Annotated in this window: 14 protein-coding genes; 1 reads left to right on the forward strand and 13 read right to left on the reverse strand. The window is 72.7% G+C overall.

The genetic code is table 11. The annotated features are described in order from the left end of the window. Positions 1-51 precede the first annotated feature (51 nt). Complete coding sequence (locus ACZ7DL_RS09720; protein ID WP_470772895.1) at positions 52-456, reverse strand: globin; 405 nt, start codon at positions 454-456, stop codon at positions 52-54. A 75-nt stretch (positions 457-531) separates the two neighbouring features. Between ACZ7DL_RS09720 and ACZ7DL_RS09725 the strand changes: the two genes are divergently transcribed. After that, positions 532-1,509 carry a methyltransferase domain-containing protein gene (locus ACZ7DL_RS09725; RefSeq protein WP_470772897.1) on the forward strand — a complete coding sequence of 326 codons (978 nt, stop codon included), beginning with the start codon at positions 532-534 and terminating at the stop codon, positions 1,507-1,509. Positions 1,510-1,527: 18 nt separating this feature from the next. Here ACZ7DL_RS09725 and ACZ7DL_RS09730 read toward each other — a convergent pair whose 3' ends face one another. The 12 genes from ACZ7DL_RS09730 to ACZ7DL_RS09785 all read right to left on the reverse strand — a co-directional run bounded on the left by ACZ7DL_RS09730 (position 1,528) and on the right by ACZ7DL_RS09785 (position 18,046). Beyond that, positions 1,528-2,874: an FHA domain-containing protein gene (locus ACZ7DL_RS09730; RefSeq protein WP_470773566.1), complete on the reverse strand. Its 1,347-nt coding sequence runs from the start codon at positions 2,872-2,874 to the stop codon at positions 1,528-1,530. A gap of 469 nt (positions 2,875-3,343) precedes the next feature. Beyond that, positions 3,344-4,687 (reverse strand): vWA domain-containing protein, encoded by a 1,344-nt coding sequence (locus tag ACZ7DL_RS09735; RefSeq protein ID WP_470772899.1) that lies wholly within the window; start codon positions 4,685-4,687, stop codon positions 3,344-3,346. Between the two features lie 115 nt (positions 4,688-4,802). After that, the gene (locus tag ACZ7DL_RS09740; protein ID WP_470772901.1) at positions 4,803-6,125 is read right to left on the reverse strand and encodes a PP2C family serine/threonine-protein phosphatase; all 1,323 of its coding nucleotides are present in this window, start codon (positions 6,123-6,125) and stop codon (positions 4,803-4,805) included. A 3-nt stretch (positions 6,126-6,128) separates the two neighbouring features. Further along, the gene (locus tag ACZ7DL_RS09745) at positions 6,129-8,630 is read right to left on the reverse strand and encodes a serine/threonine-protein kinase (RefSeq protein ID WP_470772902.1); all 2,502 of its coding nucleotides are present in this window, start codon (positions 8,628-8,630) and stop codon (positions 6,129-6,131) included. Further along, a complete protein-coding gene (locus ACZ7DL_RS09750) occupies positions 8,627-9,907 on the reverse strand; it encodes a hypothetical protein (protein WP_470772903.1) in 1,281 nt (426 codons plus the stop codon). The genes ACZ7DL_RS09745 and ACZ7DL_RS09750 overlap by 4 nt, the downstream gene beginning before the upstream one ends. Positions 9,908-9,948: 41 nt before the next feature. Beyond that, positions 9,949-10,980: a glutamate ABC transporter substrate-binding protein gene (locus ACZ7DL_RS09755; RefSeq protein WP_470772905.1), complete on the reverse strand. Its 1,032-nt coding sequence runs from the start codon at positions 10,978-10,980 to the stop codon at positions 9,949-9,951. Positions 10,981-10,994: 14 nt separating this feature from the next. Next, entirely contained in the window at positions 10,995-12,416 is a 1,422-nt protein-coding gene (locus tag ACZ7DL_RS09760) for a hypothetical protein (protein ID WP_470772907.1), read from the reverse strand. Between the two features lie 193 nt (positions 12,417-12,609). Then, positions 12,610-13,602, reverse strand: a complete 993-nt coding sequence (locus ACZ7DL_RS09765; RefSeq protein WP_470772909.1) for an N-acetylglucosamine kinase — start codon at positions 13,600-13,602, stop codon at positions 12,610-12,612. Beyond that, entirely contained in the window at positions 13,593-14,858 is a 1,266-nt protein-coding gene (locus ACZ7DL_RS09770) for a 6-phospho-beta-glucosidase (RefSeq protein ID WP_470772910.1), read from the reverse strand. Before ACZ7DL_RS09770 ends, ACZ7DL_RS09765 begins: the two co-directional genes overlap by 10 nt. A gap of 7 nt (positions 14,859-14,865) precedes the next feature. Continuing rightward, positions 14,866-15,759 carry a carbohydrate ABC transporter permease gene (locus tag ACZ7DL_RS09775; protein WP_470772911.1) on the reverse strand — a complete coding sequence of 298 codons (894 nt, stop codon included), beginning with the start codon at positions 15,757-15,759 and terminating at the stop codon, positions 14,866-14,868. Then, a complete protein-coding gene (locus tag ACZ7DL_RS09780) occupies positions 15,756-16,703 on the reverse strand; it encodes a carbohydrate ABC transporter permease (protein WP_470772913.1) in 948 nt (315 codons plus the stop codon). The genes ACZ7DL_RS09775 and ACZ7DL_RS09780 overlap by 4 nt, the downstream gene beginning before the upstream one ends. Further along, a complete protein-coding gene (locus ACZ7DL_RS09785) occupies positions 16,703-18,046 on the reverse strand; it encodes an ABC transporter substrate-binding protein (protein WP_470772914.1) in 1,344 nt (447 codons plus the stop codon). The genes ACZ7DL_RS09780 and ACZ7DL_RS09785 overlap by 1 nt, the downstream gene beginning before the upstream one ends. Between the last annotated feature and the right edge of the window lie 11 nt (positions 18,047-18,057).

Here is an 18,057-nt window from a genome sequence, read left to right on the forward strand (position 1 = left end):
GATCGGAATACGGCGACGCGTGACCGGAATCCGACCTTCAGTGACGACCTGTCAGTCCGGCGTGTTCACCATCGACGCGGCGGCGTACGTCAGGTAGTTCCACAGCGTCCGCTCGTGCTCCTCGGACAGGCCCAGCTCGTCGACGGCCGTCCGCATGTGCCGCAGCCAGGCGTCGTGCGCCGCCCGGTCCACGGTGAACGGGGCGTGCCGCATGCGCAGCCGGGGGTGGCCGCGGTTCTCGCTGTACGTGGTGGGGCCGCCCCAGTACTGCATCAGGAACAGGGCCAGCCGCTCCTCGGCGGGACCCAGCTCCTCCTCCGGGTACATCGGCCGCAGGATCGGGTCCTCGGCGACTCCCTCGTAGAAACGGTGGACGAGCCGGCGGAAGGTCTCCTCCCCGCCGACCTGCTCGTAGAAGGTCTGCTCCTGAAGCGTGCCGCGCCGAATCTCATTCACCAGTCCATCGTCTCAGACCCGGTGACCCAGGACTCAAGGCTTAGGACCAGGCCCGCCCGCCCCTACTGTGGACATATGGGCGCCTACGACACCGAGACCGAGGAGCTCGCCGCCGCGGCGCGGGCCGCGCTGGTGCGGGAGATCGACGCCGACGGGGCCTGGGACGAGGACCCGGTGTGGCGGGAGGCGTTCGCCACGGTGCCCCGGCACCTCTTCGTGCCGTACTACTACGTCGCCGGGCCCCGCGGCTACGAACGCCGCTGGGGCGAGAGCCCCGAGCCGGCGGCCCGGGAGCGCTGGGTGCGCGGCGCCTACGCGGACGTACCGCTGGCCACCCGGCTGCGCGACGGCCGGCTGCTCTCCTCCAGCAGCCAGCCCTCCCTGATGGCCCGGATGCTGGTCGCCCTGCGCGTCGAGGACGGCAACCGGGTCCTGGAGGTGGGCGCCGGCACCGGCTACAACGCGGCCCTGCTCGCCCGCCGGCTCGGCGCCGACGACCTCGTCACCACCATCGACCTGGAGCCGGAGATCACCGAATCGGCCCGTCGGCACCTCGCGGCGGCCGGTCACCGCCCCGTCGTCGTCACCGGCGACGGGGCCCGCGGAGTACCCGAACGCGCCCCCTTCGACCGGATCATCGCCACCTGCGAACTGCCGACCGTCCCGCACGCCTGGCTCGCCCAGTGCCGCCCCGGCGCACGCGTCCTCACCCCGCTCGCCACCGGGCTGCTCGCCCTGACCGTGCGGGACGCCGAACACGCGGAGGGCCGTTTCCTGCCCACGGCCGCCTTCTTCGTGCCCCTGCGCGGCGAGGGCAGGGGAGAGCCGGAGTGCGTCTCGCCGGCCGGGCTGCCCAGCCGGGCCCGCGAGCAGGAGCCGTTCCGCTTCCTCCTCGCGCTGACCCGGAGCACCCTCGGTCCGCAGGAGGCGTACGCGTTGTGGGAGCGCGAGGGCGAACCGGACCGCGGCCGGTACGGCGTCACGGTCGGCGGCGGACACACCTGGGCGTGGCTGGACGACCCGGAGGGGCCGTACTCCTGGCCCCTCCCGTAGCCGTCCGCTCGTCCTCGCTCAGCCCCGGCGGACGGTGATCGTCGTCCAGGCGCCCACGTGCACCCGGTCGCCGTCCTGGAGCGGCACCGGCACGAACGGCTGGATCGGCTCCTCCGACATGTTGACCGTGGTGCCGTTCGTCGAGTTCTGGTCGACGACCGCCCAGCCGCCGTCCGGCTGCTGCACCAGCACCGCGTGCTGGTGCGAGACGCCCGGGTCCTCCGGCGGCACCGACAGGTCGATGTCGGGGGTGTCGCCGGTGGAGTGCCGGCGGCGGCCGATGGTGACCTGGTTGCCGGTGAGCCTGCGCTGCTGCTCCGGGGAGTACGCGGGCAGGTTCAGGCCCGCGGCCTCGGGGCCGGAGCGCTGCATCATCACCATGAAGTACTCGCGGTCCGGGCCGATGGTCGCGGTCCACGTGGTCGGCTGTGGCGTCTGCGGAGCCTGCGGGAAGCCGCCCGGTCCGGGCGGGGCCTGGGTGGCGCCGGGCTGCGGGTAGCCGTACCCGCCGCCCTGACCGCCGGGGCCCTGGCCCTGACCCGGTCCCTGCCCCGGTCCGCCCGGGCCGGGGCCCGAGGGCGGGGAGATCACCCAGTCGTCGTCCCCGCCGCCGAAGGAGGGGCCGCCGGAGGACGGACCGCCGGCCGGGGGCCGGCCGTTGTCCCGCGGGTACGCCGGCGGCGCCGACGTCCCGGACTGCTGGAACGCCTGCGAGGCACCGCCGGGACCGGCGTGCGGCGTCGGCCCGGGCGGTGGCGGCATGGGACGGGAGGGGTCACCGCCGAAGCCGGCGGGACCGGGCGGAGTGGGCGCACCAGGACCGGAGGGCTCCCGCCCGAAGGGCGCCGGACCGGAGGGATTGCCGGGACCCTGTCCCGGGCCGCCGCCGAAGCCGGAGGGACCACCGGTGCCGGGACCTTGCCCCGGGCCGCCGCCGAAGCCGGAGGGACCACCGGTGCCGGGACCTTGCCCCGGGCCGCCGCCGAAGCCGGAGGGACCACCGGTGCCGGGACCCTGTCCGGGACCGCCGCCGAAGCCGGAGGGGCCGGACGGACCACCGGAACGCTGACCGGGGCCCTGACCCTGACCGTGACCTGGGCCTTGGCCCGGACCGTGACCGTGCCCCGGTCCGTGACCCTGACCCGGGCCCTGACCGTGCCCCGGTCCCTGACTCTGACCCGGACCAGGCCCCTGGCCGAAGCTCGGCGGTGGGCCCGGCGGGCGCTGGCTGCCTGCTCCGAAGGGAGGCGCGCCCGCGGGGCCGGGGGAGGTCGGCGGGCCGGACGGGCGGCGCTCGCCGCCGAACGGCGTCGGACCCGACGGCTCGCTGCCGAAGGACGGGATCGGCTCGGCGGGCCGGTTCACCTGCGAGGGCCGGGAGCCCTGGTACTCGTACCCGTCACCGCTGCCGTACGTCGCGCTCGGCGGCTGGAACCGCGGCTGCGGCGAGCGCGGGGCGGCCGGGGTGTAGGAGGTCGCCGTGTTGGTCAGGAAGTTCCACCGGCACTCCTCGCAGAAGGGCGCGCCGCCCTCGCGAGGCGTACGGCACTGCGGGCACAGCTCCGGCTCCGGGGCGGGCCCGGCGGCCGGGTGCGGCCGTCCCCCGCCCGTCTGTCCACCGGGACCGCTCGGGCCGGCGGGCGGCGGGAAGCCGTAGCCGCCGGCGGCCGGGGGCGGCGGCGGAGGGGGCGGAGGTACGGCACCGGCCATGCGGTGACCGCAGACCTCGCACCAGTCGTCGGAACCCGACTGGTGTCCGTTCGGGCAGGTCGGCATGTCGGTGCTTCCCCTTCTCCTGAGGGTCCGTCTCGATGTCCGCTGGCTTGTGGCAGCGTCACTTCTTTACACGAACAGTCTTTGTGGACCGGGTCTCCAGAGTCATCTCATCCGCCTCCGCGACCCTCGTCTTCAACCGCACAGTACCTGTCGCGGCGTCGACCACGTCCACCACCTTCGCAAGCAGTTTCGCAGTATCCGCGTTCCCCGAGGCGCTCGCGAGCTGAACTGCGCGCCCCAGTTTGGCGGTTGCTCCATCGAAATCGCCCGCTTTGCGAAGGTCGAGACCTTGCTGGATGGCTTGGGACAGTTCGGCCTGCCCGGTGTAGTGGGCGACTTGCGGGCTGATCGAGGTGGAGGCGGTCATGTCGTCGGTCCACACGGCTCGTACGAGCCCCTGTGCGCCGAGGGTTTGTGCCGTTCCGTCCGCTTGTGGCATGACCAGGGAGACACGCGCGGCGAGCATCTCCTGGCCGAGTCCGGCCGGCGGGACGGACACGCACAGGTGGTAGTCGCGGGACTCGTCACCCCAGGACCCGGTCGGGTAGTCCCCGGCACGCGGCCCGGCTTCGGTGCGGCGGGCGGTCAAGTCCTCCATGCTCGGGGCGACTTGCTTGACGAACCGGATGGTCGTGCCGACCGGCGTCCACACCCGCAGGGCGACGTCGGCGACCTCCTTGCCCATCGCCGTCTCCATCATCCGCGTGAAGTCGGCGGCGAGGCCCGCCGGGTCGGCGACGATGTCGGCGGTGCCGAGCAGCGCGGAGGCGATCCCTGTGACTTCTTTCACTTCCCAGTCGGTACCCACGCCCCGCGCGTCACAGGTGAACCGCCCGGCGCACTCGTTCAGCGCGGCCCGCAGATCCTCCGGTGACTCGTGTTCGTTGCGGCCGTCGGTGAGCAGGATGCCGTGCCGGATGGTGACGTCCGCCGCGGACAGCAGCCGGTCGGCGAGCCGCAGCCAGGTGCCGATGGCGGTACCGCCGCCCGCGCTCAGCCGGCGCAGCGCCTGCTTGGCCTGCTCGCGGGTGGTGGCGTCGGCGACCGCGAGCCGTCCGCCGCCCGGATACACCTCCTTGGCCACATGGGTGCCGCCGATCACCGCGAAGTGGGTGCCGTCGCGCAGGGTGTCGATCGCGGCCGCCGTGGCGTCCCGGGCGCCCCGCATCTTGGCCGGCGGATAGTCCATGGAGCCCGAGCAGTCGACCATGATCGCCACGGCGGCGGCCGGCTGCCGTCCCGGCGGGTACACGGGCGCGGAGACCGCGCTGCCGATGGTGCCGCCGCCGGTCGCGGTCACCGTGACGATGGCGTTGACCTCGCTGCCGCCCTCGGGCAGGTACTCGTTCTGGTAGACGTCCACCGAGAACCGCGGCACGTTCGACTTCGCGAAATTGGCCATGCTTGATCGCATCCCCCTCGGACCCCTCGCTGACGCGAGGCGATGACTGTGAGCGGACCGGTCCCCTCCGGTCCGCCCCGGCTTCCCCGTGCCGTATCCCCGTGCTGTACGGCCCTCAGGCCGATACTGCCCCCTGCGGCGGCGCCGGGAACGGCAGGACCGCCACTGTTACGTTGTCGTGGCCCCCGCCGTCCAGGGCGTGCCCGACCAGGACCCGCGCGCTGTGCAGCGGACGGACCGCCGCGTCCGGCGGGACCACCTCCGACATCTCCTCGGCCGACTCGGCGTAGTTCCACAGTCCGTCGGTGCAGACCACCACGGCACCGGGCCGGTCCGGCTTGAAGGAGGCGGTGTGCGGCTCCAGTTCGTAGGCGTCCGCGCCGAGCCAGCCGGTGATCGCGTGGGCCCGCTCGTCGGCGTACGCCTCGGCCTCGCTCATCAGGCCGGCGGCGACCATCTGCGCGGCCCAGGAGTCGTCCTCGGTCAGCCGGGCGGGCGGTGCGCCGCGGTCGGTGGGCACCCAGTAGGCGCGGCTGTCGCCGACCCAGCCGACGACCAGCAGCCCGGAGGTGACCACCGCCCCGACGATCGTGCACGCCGGCGCGTTCTGGTGCGGGGCGTGCTCGCGGGCCGTGGCGGGCTCCTCGGCGAGCGCGTTGACGGCCTGCGCGGCGGCGACGATCGCCTCGTGCATCGCCTGCTGCGGATGGGTGCCGCGGGGCAGGGCGGCCAGCAGGCTGTCACCGGCGACCTGGGAGGCGGCCAGCGAGGCGTCGTCGGGGCGGGTCGCGGAGGACACGCCGTCGCAGACGATCGCCACCGCCGCCGGAGTGCCGTCGGGCAGCGTGGTGTGGCCGACGGCGAAGGCGTCCTCGTTGCGGTGGTGGCGCAGCCCGCGGTCGCTGACGGCGGCCACCGGGCCCGACTCCCGCTCGACGTGGTCGCGTTCGCGCGGCTGGGCGTGCCCGCAGTTCTCGCAGTAGCCGTCGCTGTCCACCCGGCCCGCCCGGCAGGCCACACAGAGCTGCGCGGGCTCGGCCGGGGCGGCGGCACCGGCGGCCAGCCGTGGATCCGGTGCCTGCAGCGGGTACTCCTCGGGCTCCGCCGGCCGGTCGAACCGCACCCCGGAACCGGTGGACCGCTCGGGGTCCGGCTCGTGACCCGGCAGCGGCGTGTCACCGGAGTCGGTGCCGGGCAGGTCCGTCGGCAGATGCGCCGCGGACGGGGCGCCGGAGCCGGCCGGGTCGGGGTCGGGCCAGGCGACGCCGTCCCCCGGCGCGGCGGAGCCCGTCATGGTGAGCGTCGGATGGTCCTGCGGTGGTTCGGGCACCACCGAGAGGTCCTGTCCGCACGCTCCGCAGAACAGGTCACCCGACTCCACGGGTTCCGCGCAGCTCGGGCACTTCGGCAGTGCGGCCTGCCGGGGCATCTGCGACATCGACTACACCCACGTCCGGGGGCGGTAACGGTTGGCCCGTTCCACCAGCTCGATCCTCTCTTCACCGCCGGGCGCCAGCCGGGCCAGCGTGCGGTACGCGCGCTCCAGTCCGAAGCGCAGGCCCCGCTCGTCCAGACCGCTGCCCAGCAGCACCCGGGCTCCGGCGGCGGGGCCGGTGCCCTGGCCTCCGGAGAGTATCCAGTCCAGCGCACAGCCGAGCACTTCCGTCGCCAGCCGCTCGCGCCGGGCCGGGTCCAGGCCGTACGCCTGGAGCGCCTCGACCTGCCCGGCGGCGGCCGTCAGGTCGTCCAGGAACGGTACGTCACCGGCGCTCGCCGTGCGCTGTCTGAGCCGCGCCCGGACGGCGGCGACCCGGGCGGCCGTGTAGTGGATGGAGGACTCCGGCACCGACTCCAGGGTCCGTACGGCACCCTGCCGGTCCCCGGCCGCGAGCCGCACCCGGGCCAGGCCGAACGCGGCGCTCACAAAGCTCGGGTCGCTCGTCCACACCAGGCGGTAGTACTCGGCCGCGTTGTCCAACTGGCCCAGCACCTCCGCACACAGGCCGAGCGCCAGCTTGGGCGCGGCCTCACCGGGGAAGGCGTCGTAGATCGCGTCGAAGGCGAGCGCGGCTCCCTCGAAGTCACCGGTGACCAGGGCGGCCACCCCCCGACACCACACCACCCGCCAGTCGTCGGGCTGCACGTAGACATCGTCCAGCCTCTGGGGCACCTCAGCCGGTGTCGAGGAGTCCAACGTGGCAAGGCTCATCAGCGCGCCCTGGTGGTCGCCGCTCTCCAGCCGGGCGCGGATCTGCCGCAGCCGGGTCTCCACCGTCTGGGCGGGGGCCGCGGCCAGCGCGCCGATCAGTTCGGCCGGCGCGGAGGTCATCAGGCCCGCCAGGAAACCGGCGTTGGGATCGGTCGGGTCGACCAGCGGCACCGGCAGGGCGAGCGCCGCGGCCGGCGTGTCGACCGGCTTGACGAGTGCCGCCGGGCCGAGCGCGGGAGCGGCGGTCCCGGCCTTCCGCACCGGCCGCCCGCCGAGCCGGGACACGTCCCCGTCCAGGTGCGGGAACAACTCCGTGTCGGTGACCTTCACTTCGGGTGCGAACAGCGTCGACAGCGCGGGCCGCGGCTGCCCGCTCTGGAGTGCGACGACCTCCCGCAGCACGCCCGTCAGCTGCTCGGCCATCTCCTGCGCGGAGGCGAACCGGCGGGCCGGGTCGGGGTCGGTGGCGCGCACCAGGAGCCGGTAGAACGACTCGTAACGGCGGAAGACCTCGATGGTGTCGGGGTCGGGCAGGGAGTCGATGTAGACGTTCGTGTAGCCCTGGAAGTCGAAGGTGAGGACGGCGAGCGTACGGCCCACCGTGTACAGGTCACTCGCCACCGACGGGCCGACCTCGGCCACCTCCGGCGCCTGGTAGCCGACCGTGCCGTAGATGGCCGACTCCTCGTCGTCCATCCTGCGGACCGCGCCCATGTCGATCAGCTTGAGCTGGTCCTCGGTCTGGATGGCGTTGTCGACCTTGAAGTCGCAGTACAGCAGGTTCCGGCTGTGCAGATGGCCGAGTGCCTCCAGGGCCTCGATGCCGTACGCGCACGCCTGCTCCACCGGCAGCGGATCGCGCCGGCCGTCGGGTCCCCGGCGGCCGTTGGCGATCTCCTTCAGCGACTTGCCGCCGACGTACTCCATGACGATGTAGCCGTCGAGGGAGCCGGTGCGCTGGTCCAGGTGCTCCACGAAGTTGTAGATCCGCACGATGTTGGCGTGCTCGATCTCCGCGAGGAACCGCCGCTCGGAGATCGCCGCCGCCATCGCGTCCTGGTCACCGGTGTCCAGCAGGCCCTTGAGCACCACCCAGCGGTCGGAGACGGCCCGGTCCACCGCGAGGTAGATCCAGCCGAGCCCGCCGTGCGCGAGGCAGCCCGCGACCTCGTACTGGCCGTGCACGATGTCCCCGGCGCGCAGCTTGGGCACGAAGGAGTACGGGTGCCCGCACTTGGTGCAGAAACCTTCCGTGCGGCCCGGCCGGTCGCCCCGGGCCCGGCCCACCGGCGCCCCGCAGTCCGACCGCGAGCAGAACCGCTTGCGCTCGGGCACCTCCGGGTTCTCCAGCACCATCGAGCGCGGGTCGGGCCGCGGCACCTGCGGCACGGAGACCAGCCCGGCGCCCAGCCGCCCGCGCGTGGACGTGCCGGACGAGGAACCCGAGCTGCGCACCGACACCGAGCGGCCGGTGGACTTCCCCGACAGCGACCGGGAGAGCCGGCCGGAGACCGAGCGGCGCGACTTCGAGGACTGCGAGGACGTGCGGGAACTGCGGGAGCTGCCGCTGTCGGCCGAGCCCCTGGTGATCCCGGTGGGCGGCGAGCCCACCATGCCGGTCGCCGACACGACCGGTGCGAGACCGCACGTGTCGCAGTACAGCTCGCCGCCGCCGACGTCCTCGTACGTCCCGCCGCAGTCCGGCCGCTGGCAGGTCTGCCCCGGCTGACTCATGACTGGTCCCCCCTAGCATCCTGAGGCCCGCTCCCGCTGCCGAGCAGTTCGGCCGCCGCCTGCTGATAGCGCAGCACGGCCTGTTCGGCCACGCGCAGGTCGCAGGGCGCGCTCCACAGCATGCGGCGGGCCGCGTCGTACCGCTCGACCAGCAGCGGGTCCTCCGCGAGACCGTGCCGGGCGATCTTCGCCTTGTAGGCGTCGAGCCGGCCGCGCAGCTCGGCGCGGACCGCGAGCGGCGCGGTGACCGCGGTCAACGACTCGCGGGCGCGCAGCAGTTCGTCCTCGGCCTTGCTTTCCAGGGACTCCAGCAGCGGGGAGAGCCGGTGCCACTGGGCCTGCCTGCGGTACTCCGCGGCGGCCGCCAGCTGCTCCTGCAGCGCGGTCGGCGGCCCGCTCACCACCGGCACCTCGGTCGCGGCGATCTTCGCCAGCACCTCGCCGCGCGCGGCACGGGCCTCGGCGAGGGTGCGGTCCGCGCGCGAGAGCACGTCCCGCAGCCGGATCAGCCGCGCCTCCGCGTCCTGGCGCACGGTCAGCACGGCGTCGATCTCCCGCCGCACGTCCTCCAGGGCGCGCGCCTCACGGTCGTACACCGTGGTGTCCGGGCGGCCGCCGCCGGGCGCCGAACTGCCCTCGGCCGGCACCCAGAAGGCGAGCGGGTCGGTGACGACGTTCTCGCGCAACCTGGTCAGCGTGCGGGTGATCCGCTCCAGGTCGTCGCCGGCCGGGTGTTCGCCGGGGCGTACCCCCACGGAGTGCGCGAGAGAGCGGGTGCGCTGGAGTTCCGCGGCGAGTAGATCGATCCGCGCGGGCAGCGCCGACCAGACCGCGTCGGCGGCGACGATCATGTCCAGGCTCGTCGCGTACAGCTCGTTCATCCGGCCCACCAGGGCGGACAGCGAGAACGTCTCGCTGAGCCTGCCGTTCCCGCCGCCGGGGACGGTCACCGACGGGCCGCGCAGCAGCTCGGTCAGCTGCGCCAGGTCCTCCCGGCTGGCCCAGCGGCGCCGGGCGCGGATCTCACGCGCGCCGCGCAGCGTGGCCGTGTAGGCGTCGAAGTACGTCCACAGCAGGGTGATCTGTGCCTCCGTGGCCTGCCAGCGCTCCTTGGTGACGCCGGTCAGTTCGGCACCCTCGAGGAGTCTGCGGCCCGCGTGGTCCTGGAGGGCCAGCAGCGAGGTCTCGATCGCCTCGTGTTCCTGGCCGAGCCGCGCCAGCGCACGGTCCACCTCGTCCCGGTCCATCACCGGCCCGGCGGGGTCCGTGACGCCCATCGATCACCTCTCGCTCGCTGTCTGTTCCGGTCGGATGCTGCTCAACTCGTGCGCAGGTACTGCGGCGCGGGCGGCTTCGACGCGGCCGAGTCCTTGCCCAGTGTCGCCGACAGCCAGTCGTCGTACGACGTCTGCCAGCCGTGCGCGCGATAGTCCACCAGAACGCGATTGACCCGGCGTACCAGATCGGTGGCGTCCTTCTTCATCGCCACGCCGTAGTACTCGGTCGTGAACGCCTCGCCCTTCAGCTCGACGGTCGGGTCCTGGGCGGCCTGGCTCGCGGCGAGCGCGCCGTCGGTCACCACGGCGTCCACCTCGCCGAGCTGGAGCCGGACCAGGCAGTCGAGCTGGTTCGGGACGGTGGTGGAGATGTCGGTGGAGGCGGGCAGCCGGCCGGCCTTCTTGTCGGCGTCCAGCTTGGCGTACCCGGTCGAACCGGCCGCCGTGCACACCTTCTTGTCCGCAAGCGAGTCGTTGTAGCCGGTCACCGGGGACGACTTGGGCGCGAGGACCTGCTGCCCGGTCTTGAAGTAGGGGGCGGAGAAGGCGGCCTGGCGCAGCCGGTCACAGGTGATCGTCATGGTGCGTACGACCATGTCGACGCGCCCGTCCTGGATCGCCGGGATGCGCTGGCTGGTCGGGATCGCCTTGAACTGCACCGCGTCCGGGTCGCCGAGGATGTCCTCGGCGATCCGGTGGACGAGGTCGATGTCGAAGCCCTCCAGCCCGGCGCCCTCGGTGTTCGGATTGCGGTAGCCCCAGCGGTAGCTGTTCTGGTCGACGCCGACGACCAGCTTGCGCTTGGCGCCCGTACGGGCCTTGATGGCGTCGATCGTCGGACCGTCCGCGCCGGACGGGGCCGGCGTCCGCTGGTGCGCGGTGGCGTCCTCGCAGCCGTCGGCGCGGACCTGGCTGCCGGTGGCGATCTTCTGCCCGGCCCGCTCCGGGGCGGCCGGCGCCTGCTGGGTGTGCGGCAGCAGCAGGACGAACGCCAGCGCCAGCGCGCACAGCACCGCCATGGCGGCGACCCCGCCCCAGCCTCGCAGGGAGGCCCGTGCACGGCTCACGTCCATCGCCTTGTCCCTTGTCACCGGTACTCCGAAAGTCTGCGCCCGATGCCGGCGACGGCGGCGGCCGCACCCAGCACCGCGAGGACGGCGGCGCCCACCGGCAGCCCGGTCATGGCGTCCCGGGCGTCACCGGCCGCCTGTTGGAACTCGGCCTGCTCGTGGTCGATGGCCCGGGCGAGGTTGCGGTCGACGCTGTCGAAGCACTCGCCGGTCGCGCCCTTCGCGCCGATCACCTTGTCCAGCGCCTGCTGGTAGTTGCCGTTCTCGTCCTCGGTCCGGGCGGCGGTGTGGCGCTGCTTCCACACCGTCATGTTGCCCTCGGCCGCCTTGACCGGTGTGCCGCCCCCCTGGTCGTCGGCGAGTTTCGCCGCCTCGGTCAGCCCCTTGCCGAGCACGGCCATGTCCTTGTCGAAGTCGTGGTAGTAGGCGTCGTACGTCCGGCCGCCGACCGTGACGGTCTCCGCGCCGCGCGCCACCAGGCTCAGGTTCTCGTTCCCGCGCGCCTTCAGGGAGGCGATCCGGGCGTCGTGCAGCACGTTGAGCGACCGGATCCCGTGGTCGTACGAGTCGTCGAGTCCCGAGCGGGCGACCGCGTGGCCCACGACCAGCCACAGCAGGCCGACCGTGGTCGCGGCGGTGGCGGCGACCAGGCCGTGGTTGAGGACGCGGTTGGTGCGCCGGTACATGCGGTGCTGGGCCCAGCCGAGCACGGCCAGGGCGAGCAGCCCGAGCCCGATCGCCACCCACGGGTACGGCGTCGCGTCCCCGTAGTCGGCGTCCAGCCGCCGGTTCTCCGTGGTGTAGAGGTCCTCCGCCGCCGGGAGCATCTCCTTCTGCATCTTCTCGTTGGCGTACCGCAGATAGGCGCCGCCCACCGGGTAGCCCTGCCGGTTGTACGTCCGGGCGCGCTCGATGAGGCCCTTGTACTCGGGCAGCAGCCGGTTCAGCCGGGCGATGGTCGCCTCGGAGGCCGAGCCGGGCTCGGCGTTGGCGGCGGCGGTGACGAGCCCGGCGGCGGCCGTCCGGATGTCCTTCTCGTACCGGTCCCTGGAGGGGGCGTTCTCCTGCCCGCCCGCCAGGAATCCGCTGGAGGCGGCGGTGTTGGCGTCGGCCAGCGACCGGTAGATGCCGGCCGCGCCGGAGCTGAGCGGCTGACTGCGGTGCAGCACGTCGTCGGCGGCGGCCGAGCGCGCGCTGGTCTGCCAGGCGGTGACCGTCCCGAACGCGACGACCAGCAGCGCCAGCACGGCACCGATGATCCGCAGCCGCCCCGGCTCGGTCGTCGCGGCGGCCCGCAGCCGCTCGACGCCCTCGGCGAAGGCGGTCCGCCGGGCGGGCGGCACCGGCGGGACGGCGGCGGGCGGTCCGGGCTGGGCGGGGATGCCGGGGGCACCGGCGGGTCCGGCGGAACCGGCCGACAGTGGCGCCGCACTGCTCATCGGCGGGTGTGTCACTCGACCTCCCCCATGGTCATCCGTTCGCCGCCCAGTATCACCGCCTGCACTGACATCCGCACCGGCCTTCACTCGATCTTGATCGGATCGCAGTGTGTGCCCGGGGGCGCGCACCGACGGACGCACCACCCCCTGTGCACCAACACGCTGGTGCCAAGGGATCGGTTCCGTCCGGCGGTCAGCCGGTCGCGCTCTCCCAGTGGGCCCGCGCCTGCTCCCGTGCCTCCGCACCGGCCGCCAGATGGTCCAGGCCCAGCAGGGCGGCGCCCAGGACCGGGCTCGCCGTCACCACGCGGACGCCGGCCATGGGGGCGCGGGCCGCCAGCAGGTCGCGGATGGTGTCGTTCAGCAGGGGGTGGCCGGCGGTGAGGACACTGCCGCCGAGGAGGACCGGCGTCTCCTGCGTGAGCAGGTCCAGGCGGGTCAGGGCGACCGTGGCCATCACCGTGACCTCCTCCGCGAGCCGGGTGACGAGGGTACGGGCCACCGGGTCGCCGTCCGCCGCCGTGGCGAACAGGACCGGGGTCAGCTCCTGCCGCCGCCTCTTGCCGACGAGCTCCAGGTGCAGGGCCTCGATGAGGGCGTACATGGTCGGCAGGCCGAAGTGCGCGGGGAGGGTGCGGGACAGGGCCGTCGGCTCGCCCCGCCCGTCCTCCGCGCGCGCCGCGTGCCACAGCGCCTCCTCCGCCAGGCCCCAGCCGCCGCCCCAGTCACCGGAGATACGGCCGATGGCCGGGAAGCGGGCGGTACGGCCGTCGGGGCGCATGCCCACGCAGTTGATGCCGGCGCCGCACACCACCGCCACACCGCGGGGCTCGTCGACGCCCGCGCGCAGGATCGCGAAGGTGTCGTTGCGGACCGTCGACGACGTGCCCCACGCGCGCGCGTGCAGCGCGGCCGTCAGCTGCTCCTCCTCCACCGGGAGGTCGGCGTTGGCCAGGCAGGCCGAGACGTGGGTGACGCCGGTGACGCCGGCGTCCGCGAACGCCCGGGCCACCGGATCCGCCAGCGCCTCCAGTGCCGCCGCCATGCCCACCGCCGGGGGGCGGAAGCCGCCGCCGCGGGCCGTGGCCAGCACCTCGCCGGCGGCGGTGACCACGGCGACGTCGGTCTTGCTGTTGCCCGCGTCGATGGCGAGGACCGTCAGGGGGTCAGGTGCGGTCAGGCCCACGCGAGATGCTCCCGGTTGTGTGCGACGAGGCGGTCGGTGAGGGTGTCGGCGTACGCGTACTGGCCGATCAGCGGATGGGCGAGCAGCGCGCGGAAGACGCGGTCCCGGCCGCCGCGCAGGGCCGCCTCCAGGGCCAGCTCCTCGTACGCCGTGACGTTCGCGATCAGGCCCGCGTACAGGGGGTCCGGCGCGGGCACCGGCAGGGGCACCGGGCCCGCCGGGCCGACCGCCGCCTGCACCTCGACCACCGCGTCGTCGGGCAGGAAGGGCAGCGTGCCGTTGTTGAGCGTGTTCACGACCTGGTGGGGGCTGCCGGTGTCGCCCAGCAGGGCCGCCGCCAGGTCCACGGCCGCCTCCGAGTAGAAAGCACCGCCGCGCTTGGCGAGCAGGGCCGGCTTCTCGTCCAGGGCCGGGTCGCCGTACATCGTCAGCAGCTCGCGCTCCATGGCGGCCACCTCGGAGGCGCGGGAGGGCCTGGTGCGCAGGTCCCGTACGACCTCGTCGTGCGCGTAGTAGTAGCGCAGGTAGTAGGAGGGGACGACGCCGAGGCGGTCCAGCAGGGGGCGAGGCAGGCGCAGGTCGTCGGCGATCGCCTCGCCGTGCTCGGCCAGCAGTTTCGGCAGGACGTTCGCACCGGCCGGGCCGCCCAGGCGCACACCCGTTTCCCAGGTGAGGTGGTTGAGGCCCACATGGTCCAGATGCACATCCGCCGGTGTCACCCCGAGCAGGCCCGCGAACTTCCGCTGGAGGCCGATCGCCACGTTGCACAGCCCGACCGCCCGGTGTCCGGCCTGGAGCAGGGCGCGGGTGACGATGCCGACCGGGTTGGTGAAGTCGATGATCCAGGCGCCGGGGTTCGTGCGGCGGACCCGCTCGGCGATGTCCAGCACGACCGGGACCGTGCGCAGGGCCTTCGCCAGGCCGCCCGCGCCGGTGGTCTCCTGCCCGATGCAGCCGCACTCCAGCGGCCAGGTCTCGTCCTGTTCCCGGGCCGCCTGACCGCCGACGCGCAGCTGCACGAGCACGGCGTCGGCGCCGTCGACCGCCGCGTCCAGGTCGGACGTGGTGACGATCCGGCCGGCGTGGCCCTGTTTGGCGAAGATCCGGCGGGCCAGGCCGCCGACCAGCTCCAGACGGTCCACGGCCGGGTCCATGAGGACCAGTTCCTGAACGGGCAGGGTGTCGCGCAGGCGGGCGAAGCCGTCGACGAGTTCCGGGGTGTACGTCGAGCCGCCGCCGATCACGGTGAGTTTCATAACCAGATCAACCCTTTACTCCGGTGAGGGTGACGCCCTCGACGAACGCCTTCTGGGCGAAGAAGAAGACGAGGATCACGGGGGCCATGACCAGCACCGTCGCGGCCATGGTGAGGTTCCAGTCGGTGTGGTGGGCGCCCTTGAAGGACTCCAGGCCGTAGGACAGGGTCCAGGCGCCGGGGCTCTCGGACGCGTAGATCTGCGGACCGAAGTAGTCGTTCCAGGCGTAGAAGAACTGGAAGAGGGCTACGGCGGCGATGCCCGGCCGGGCCATGGGCAGCACGATGCGCAGCAGGGTCCCGAGGTCGCCGCAGCCGTCGACCTTGGCCGCGTCCAGGTACTCGTCCGGGATCGTCAGCAGGAACTGGCGCAGCAGGAAGATGGAGAACGCGTCGCCGAACGCCATCGGGACGATCAGCGGCCACAGCGTGCCGGACAGGTCCAGCTGCTTCGCCCAGAACAGGTACATCGGGATGACGATCACCTGCGGCGGCAGCATCATCATCGAGATCACCAGCATGAGCGACAGACTGCGGCCCCGGAAGCGGAACTTGGCGAGCGCGTACGCCACCGGGACCGAGGACATCACGGTCAGGGCGGTGCCCAGGCCGGCGTAGAGCAGGGTGTTCTTCCACCAGGTCAGGAAGCCTGGCGTGGTGAAGACCTTCTGGTAGTTGCCCCACTCCCAGGTGTGCGGGACCAGGTCCCGGCTGAGGGCCTGGCTGTCGCTCATCAGCGAGGTGAGGAAGACGAACACGAACGGCAGCGTGAAGAACAGGGCGGCGGCGACGCCGAGCGAGTGGACCGCGATCCACTCCAGCACCGCCTTGCGGTGGGCGGTGCGTCCGGCCGGGGAGACGACCGGTGCCGGGGTCACCGGCTGGTCCAGTACCTGGGTCATGGTCGGTCACCTGCCTGGATCAGGCCGCCCCGGCGCCGCATCAGCAGCGCGGCGAACGCCATCGACAGGGCGAACAGCACCAGCGCCACCACGCAGGCCGATCCGTAGTCGAAGCGCTGGAAGCCCAGGTTGTAGACGAGCTGGGGGAGGGTGAGCGTGGACTTGTCCGGGTAGCCGGGCTCGAACTGGGTGCCCGCGCCCTGGATCACGCCGGAGGCCACCTTCCCGGCGATCAGCGGCTGCGTGTAGTACTGCATGGCCTGGATCACGCCGGTGACGACCGCGAACATCACGATCGGGGAGATGTTCGGCAGGGTGACGTACCGGAAGCGCTGCCAGGCCGAGGCGCCGTCCAGCTGGGCCGCCTCGTACTGCTCCGTCGGCACGTCGAGCAGCGCGGCCATGAAGACGACCATCAGGTCGCCCACGCCCCACAGGGCGAGCAGGGTCAGCGCCGGCTTGGACCAGGCGGGGTCGTTGAACCAGCCCGGCGCCGGCAGACCGGCCCGCTCCAGCAGGGAGTCGACCGGCCCCGTACCCGGGTTGAGCAGGAACGCGAAGGCCATGGTCGCTGCGACCGGCGGGGCCAGGTAGGGCAGGTAGAACAGGGTGCGGAAGACCCCCGTACCGGTCTTGATCTTTGTGATGAGCAGCCCGGTGCCGAGGCCGAAGACCACCCGGAGGGTCACCGTCACCACGACCAGCCAGAGCGTGTTGCGCAGGGCGGGCCAGAACAGCGGGTAGTGCTCGAAGACGTACGCCCAGTTCTGCCCGCCGCTCCACGTCGGCGGCCGGAAGCCGTCGTAGTGCATGAAGGAGAAATAGACCGTGGAGAGGAGCGGATAGGCGAAGAAGACCGCGAAGCCGATCAGCCACGGCGACATGAAGGCGAGTGTGCGCAGGGCCGAGCGCCGGCGTTTCGACGCGAGGGTGACGGCGCTCATCACCGGGCCTGCGCGATGTCCGTGTCGATCTGCGCTGCCGTCCTGCGCAGCCCGGCCCGCAGATCGGTGACCTTGCCGCTCTCGTAGTCGTAGCCGAACTGCTGGATCGTCACCAGGTACACACCGCCGTTGACCGAGGCGGGGGAGGTGGTGGAGTGCGGGTCGGCGGCGATGTCCAGGAAGGTCTTGAACCGCGGGTCGTACCTCAGCTTCGGGGACTTCAGCGCGTCGAGCGTCGAGGGCACGTTGTGGAGGGCGTTGGCGAAGCCGACCACCGCGTCCGTGTCCGTGGCGATGTACTTGACGAACTCCCAGGCCGCGTTCTGCTTGTGGCTGGTGGCGGCGATGCCGGCGATGGTGCCGGTGAGGTAGCCCTTGCCGTACTGGTCGGCCTGGTCGTCGGGGACGGGCAGCGGGGCCACCCCGATCTCGAAGTCCGTCCCCGCATCCTCGGCCATGCCGAGCCGCCACTCGCCGTCGAGCTGCATGGCGACCTGGCCGGTGTGGAAGGGGTGCTTGGGGCCCCACTCGTCGCCGAGGGTGGCCCGGAACCTCTCCAGCCGCCGGAATCCGCCGAGTTCGTCCACCAGCTTCTTCTGGAGCGTGAAGCCCTTTTCGAAAGCGGGGTCCCCGGCGAGGTTCGACTTGCCGTCCTCGGTGAAGTAGGCCGGTGAGAACTGGCCGAAGTAGTGCTCGGTGGTGGATTCCCAGCCGTGGTAGTTCGGCATGAACCCGAGCTGTCGGTAGCCGTCCCCCCGGCGGACGGTCAGCTTCTTGGCGTCGGCCTCGAATGCGGACCAGGTCTTCGGCGGGCTGTCGATGCCGGCCTTCTCGAACGCCGTCTTGTTGTAGTAGAGCCCGTACGCGTCGCCGAGCAGCGGAACCGAGCAGCGGTTGCCGTCGAACTGCGTGTACTCGTTCATCGGCTTCGGGAACGTCTTCCCCGGGTCGATCCCGGACTTCTCGAAGAACGGGTTCAGATCCACCAGCGCCCCCGAGGAGCAGAACTTGCCCACGTTGTTGGTGGTGAAGGAGGAGATCACGTCCGGGGCCTTGGTGCCGCCGGAGCGCAGCGCCTGGTTGATCTTGTCGTCGGTCATGTTGCCGACGACGTTCACATGGATGTGGGGGTGCGCCTTCTCGAAGCCGGCGACCAGCGACCTGACCGCCTTCACCTCGTTCGGCGCGCTCCAGGCGTGCCAGAAGGTGAGGGTCGTGTCCTTCGTCGGGTCGTCGGTGGCGCCCGAGCCGGACCGGCCGGTACACGCGGCGGTCAGGAGCACGGCGGAAGCAGTCAGGGCAAAAGCCGCTTTTCGGGCGACTTCGGGTATGGCTGTGGGCATGGCGAGGTCTC

Source organism: Streptomyces sp. NPDC036984, assembly GCF_055607665.1.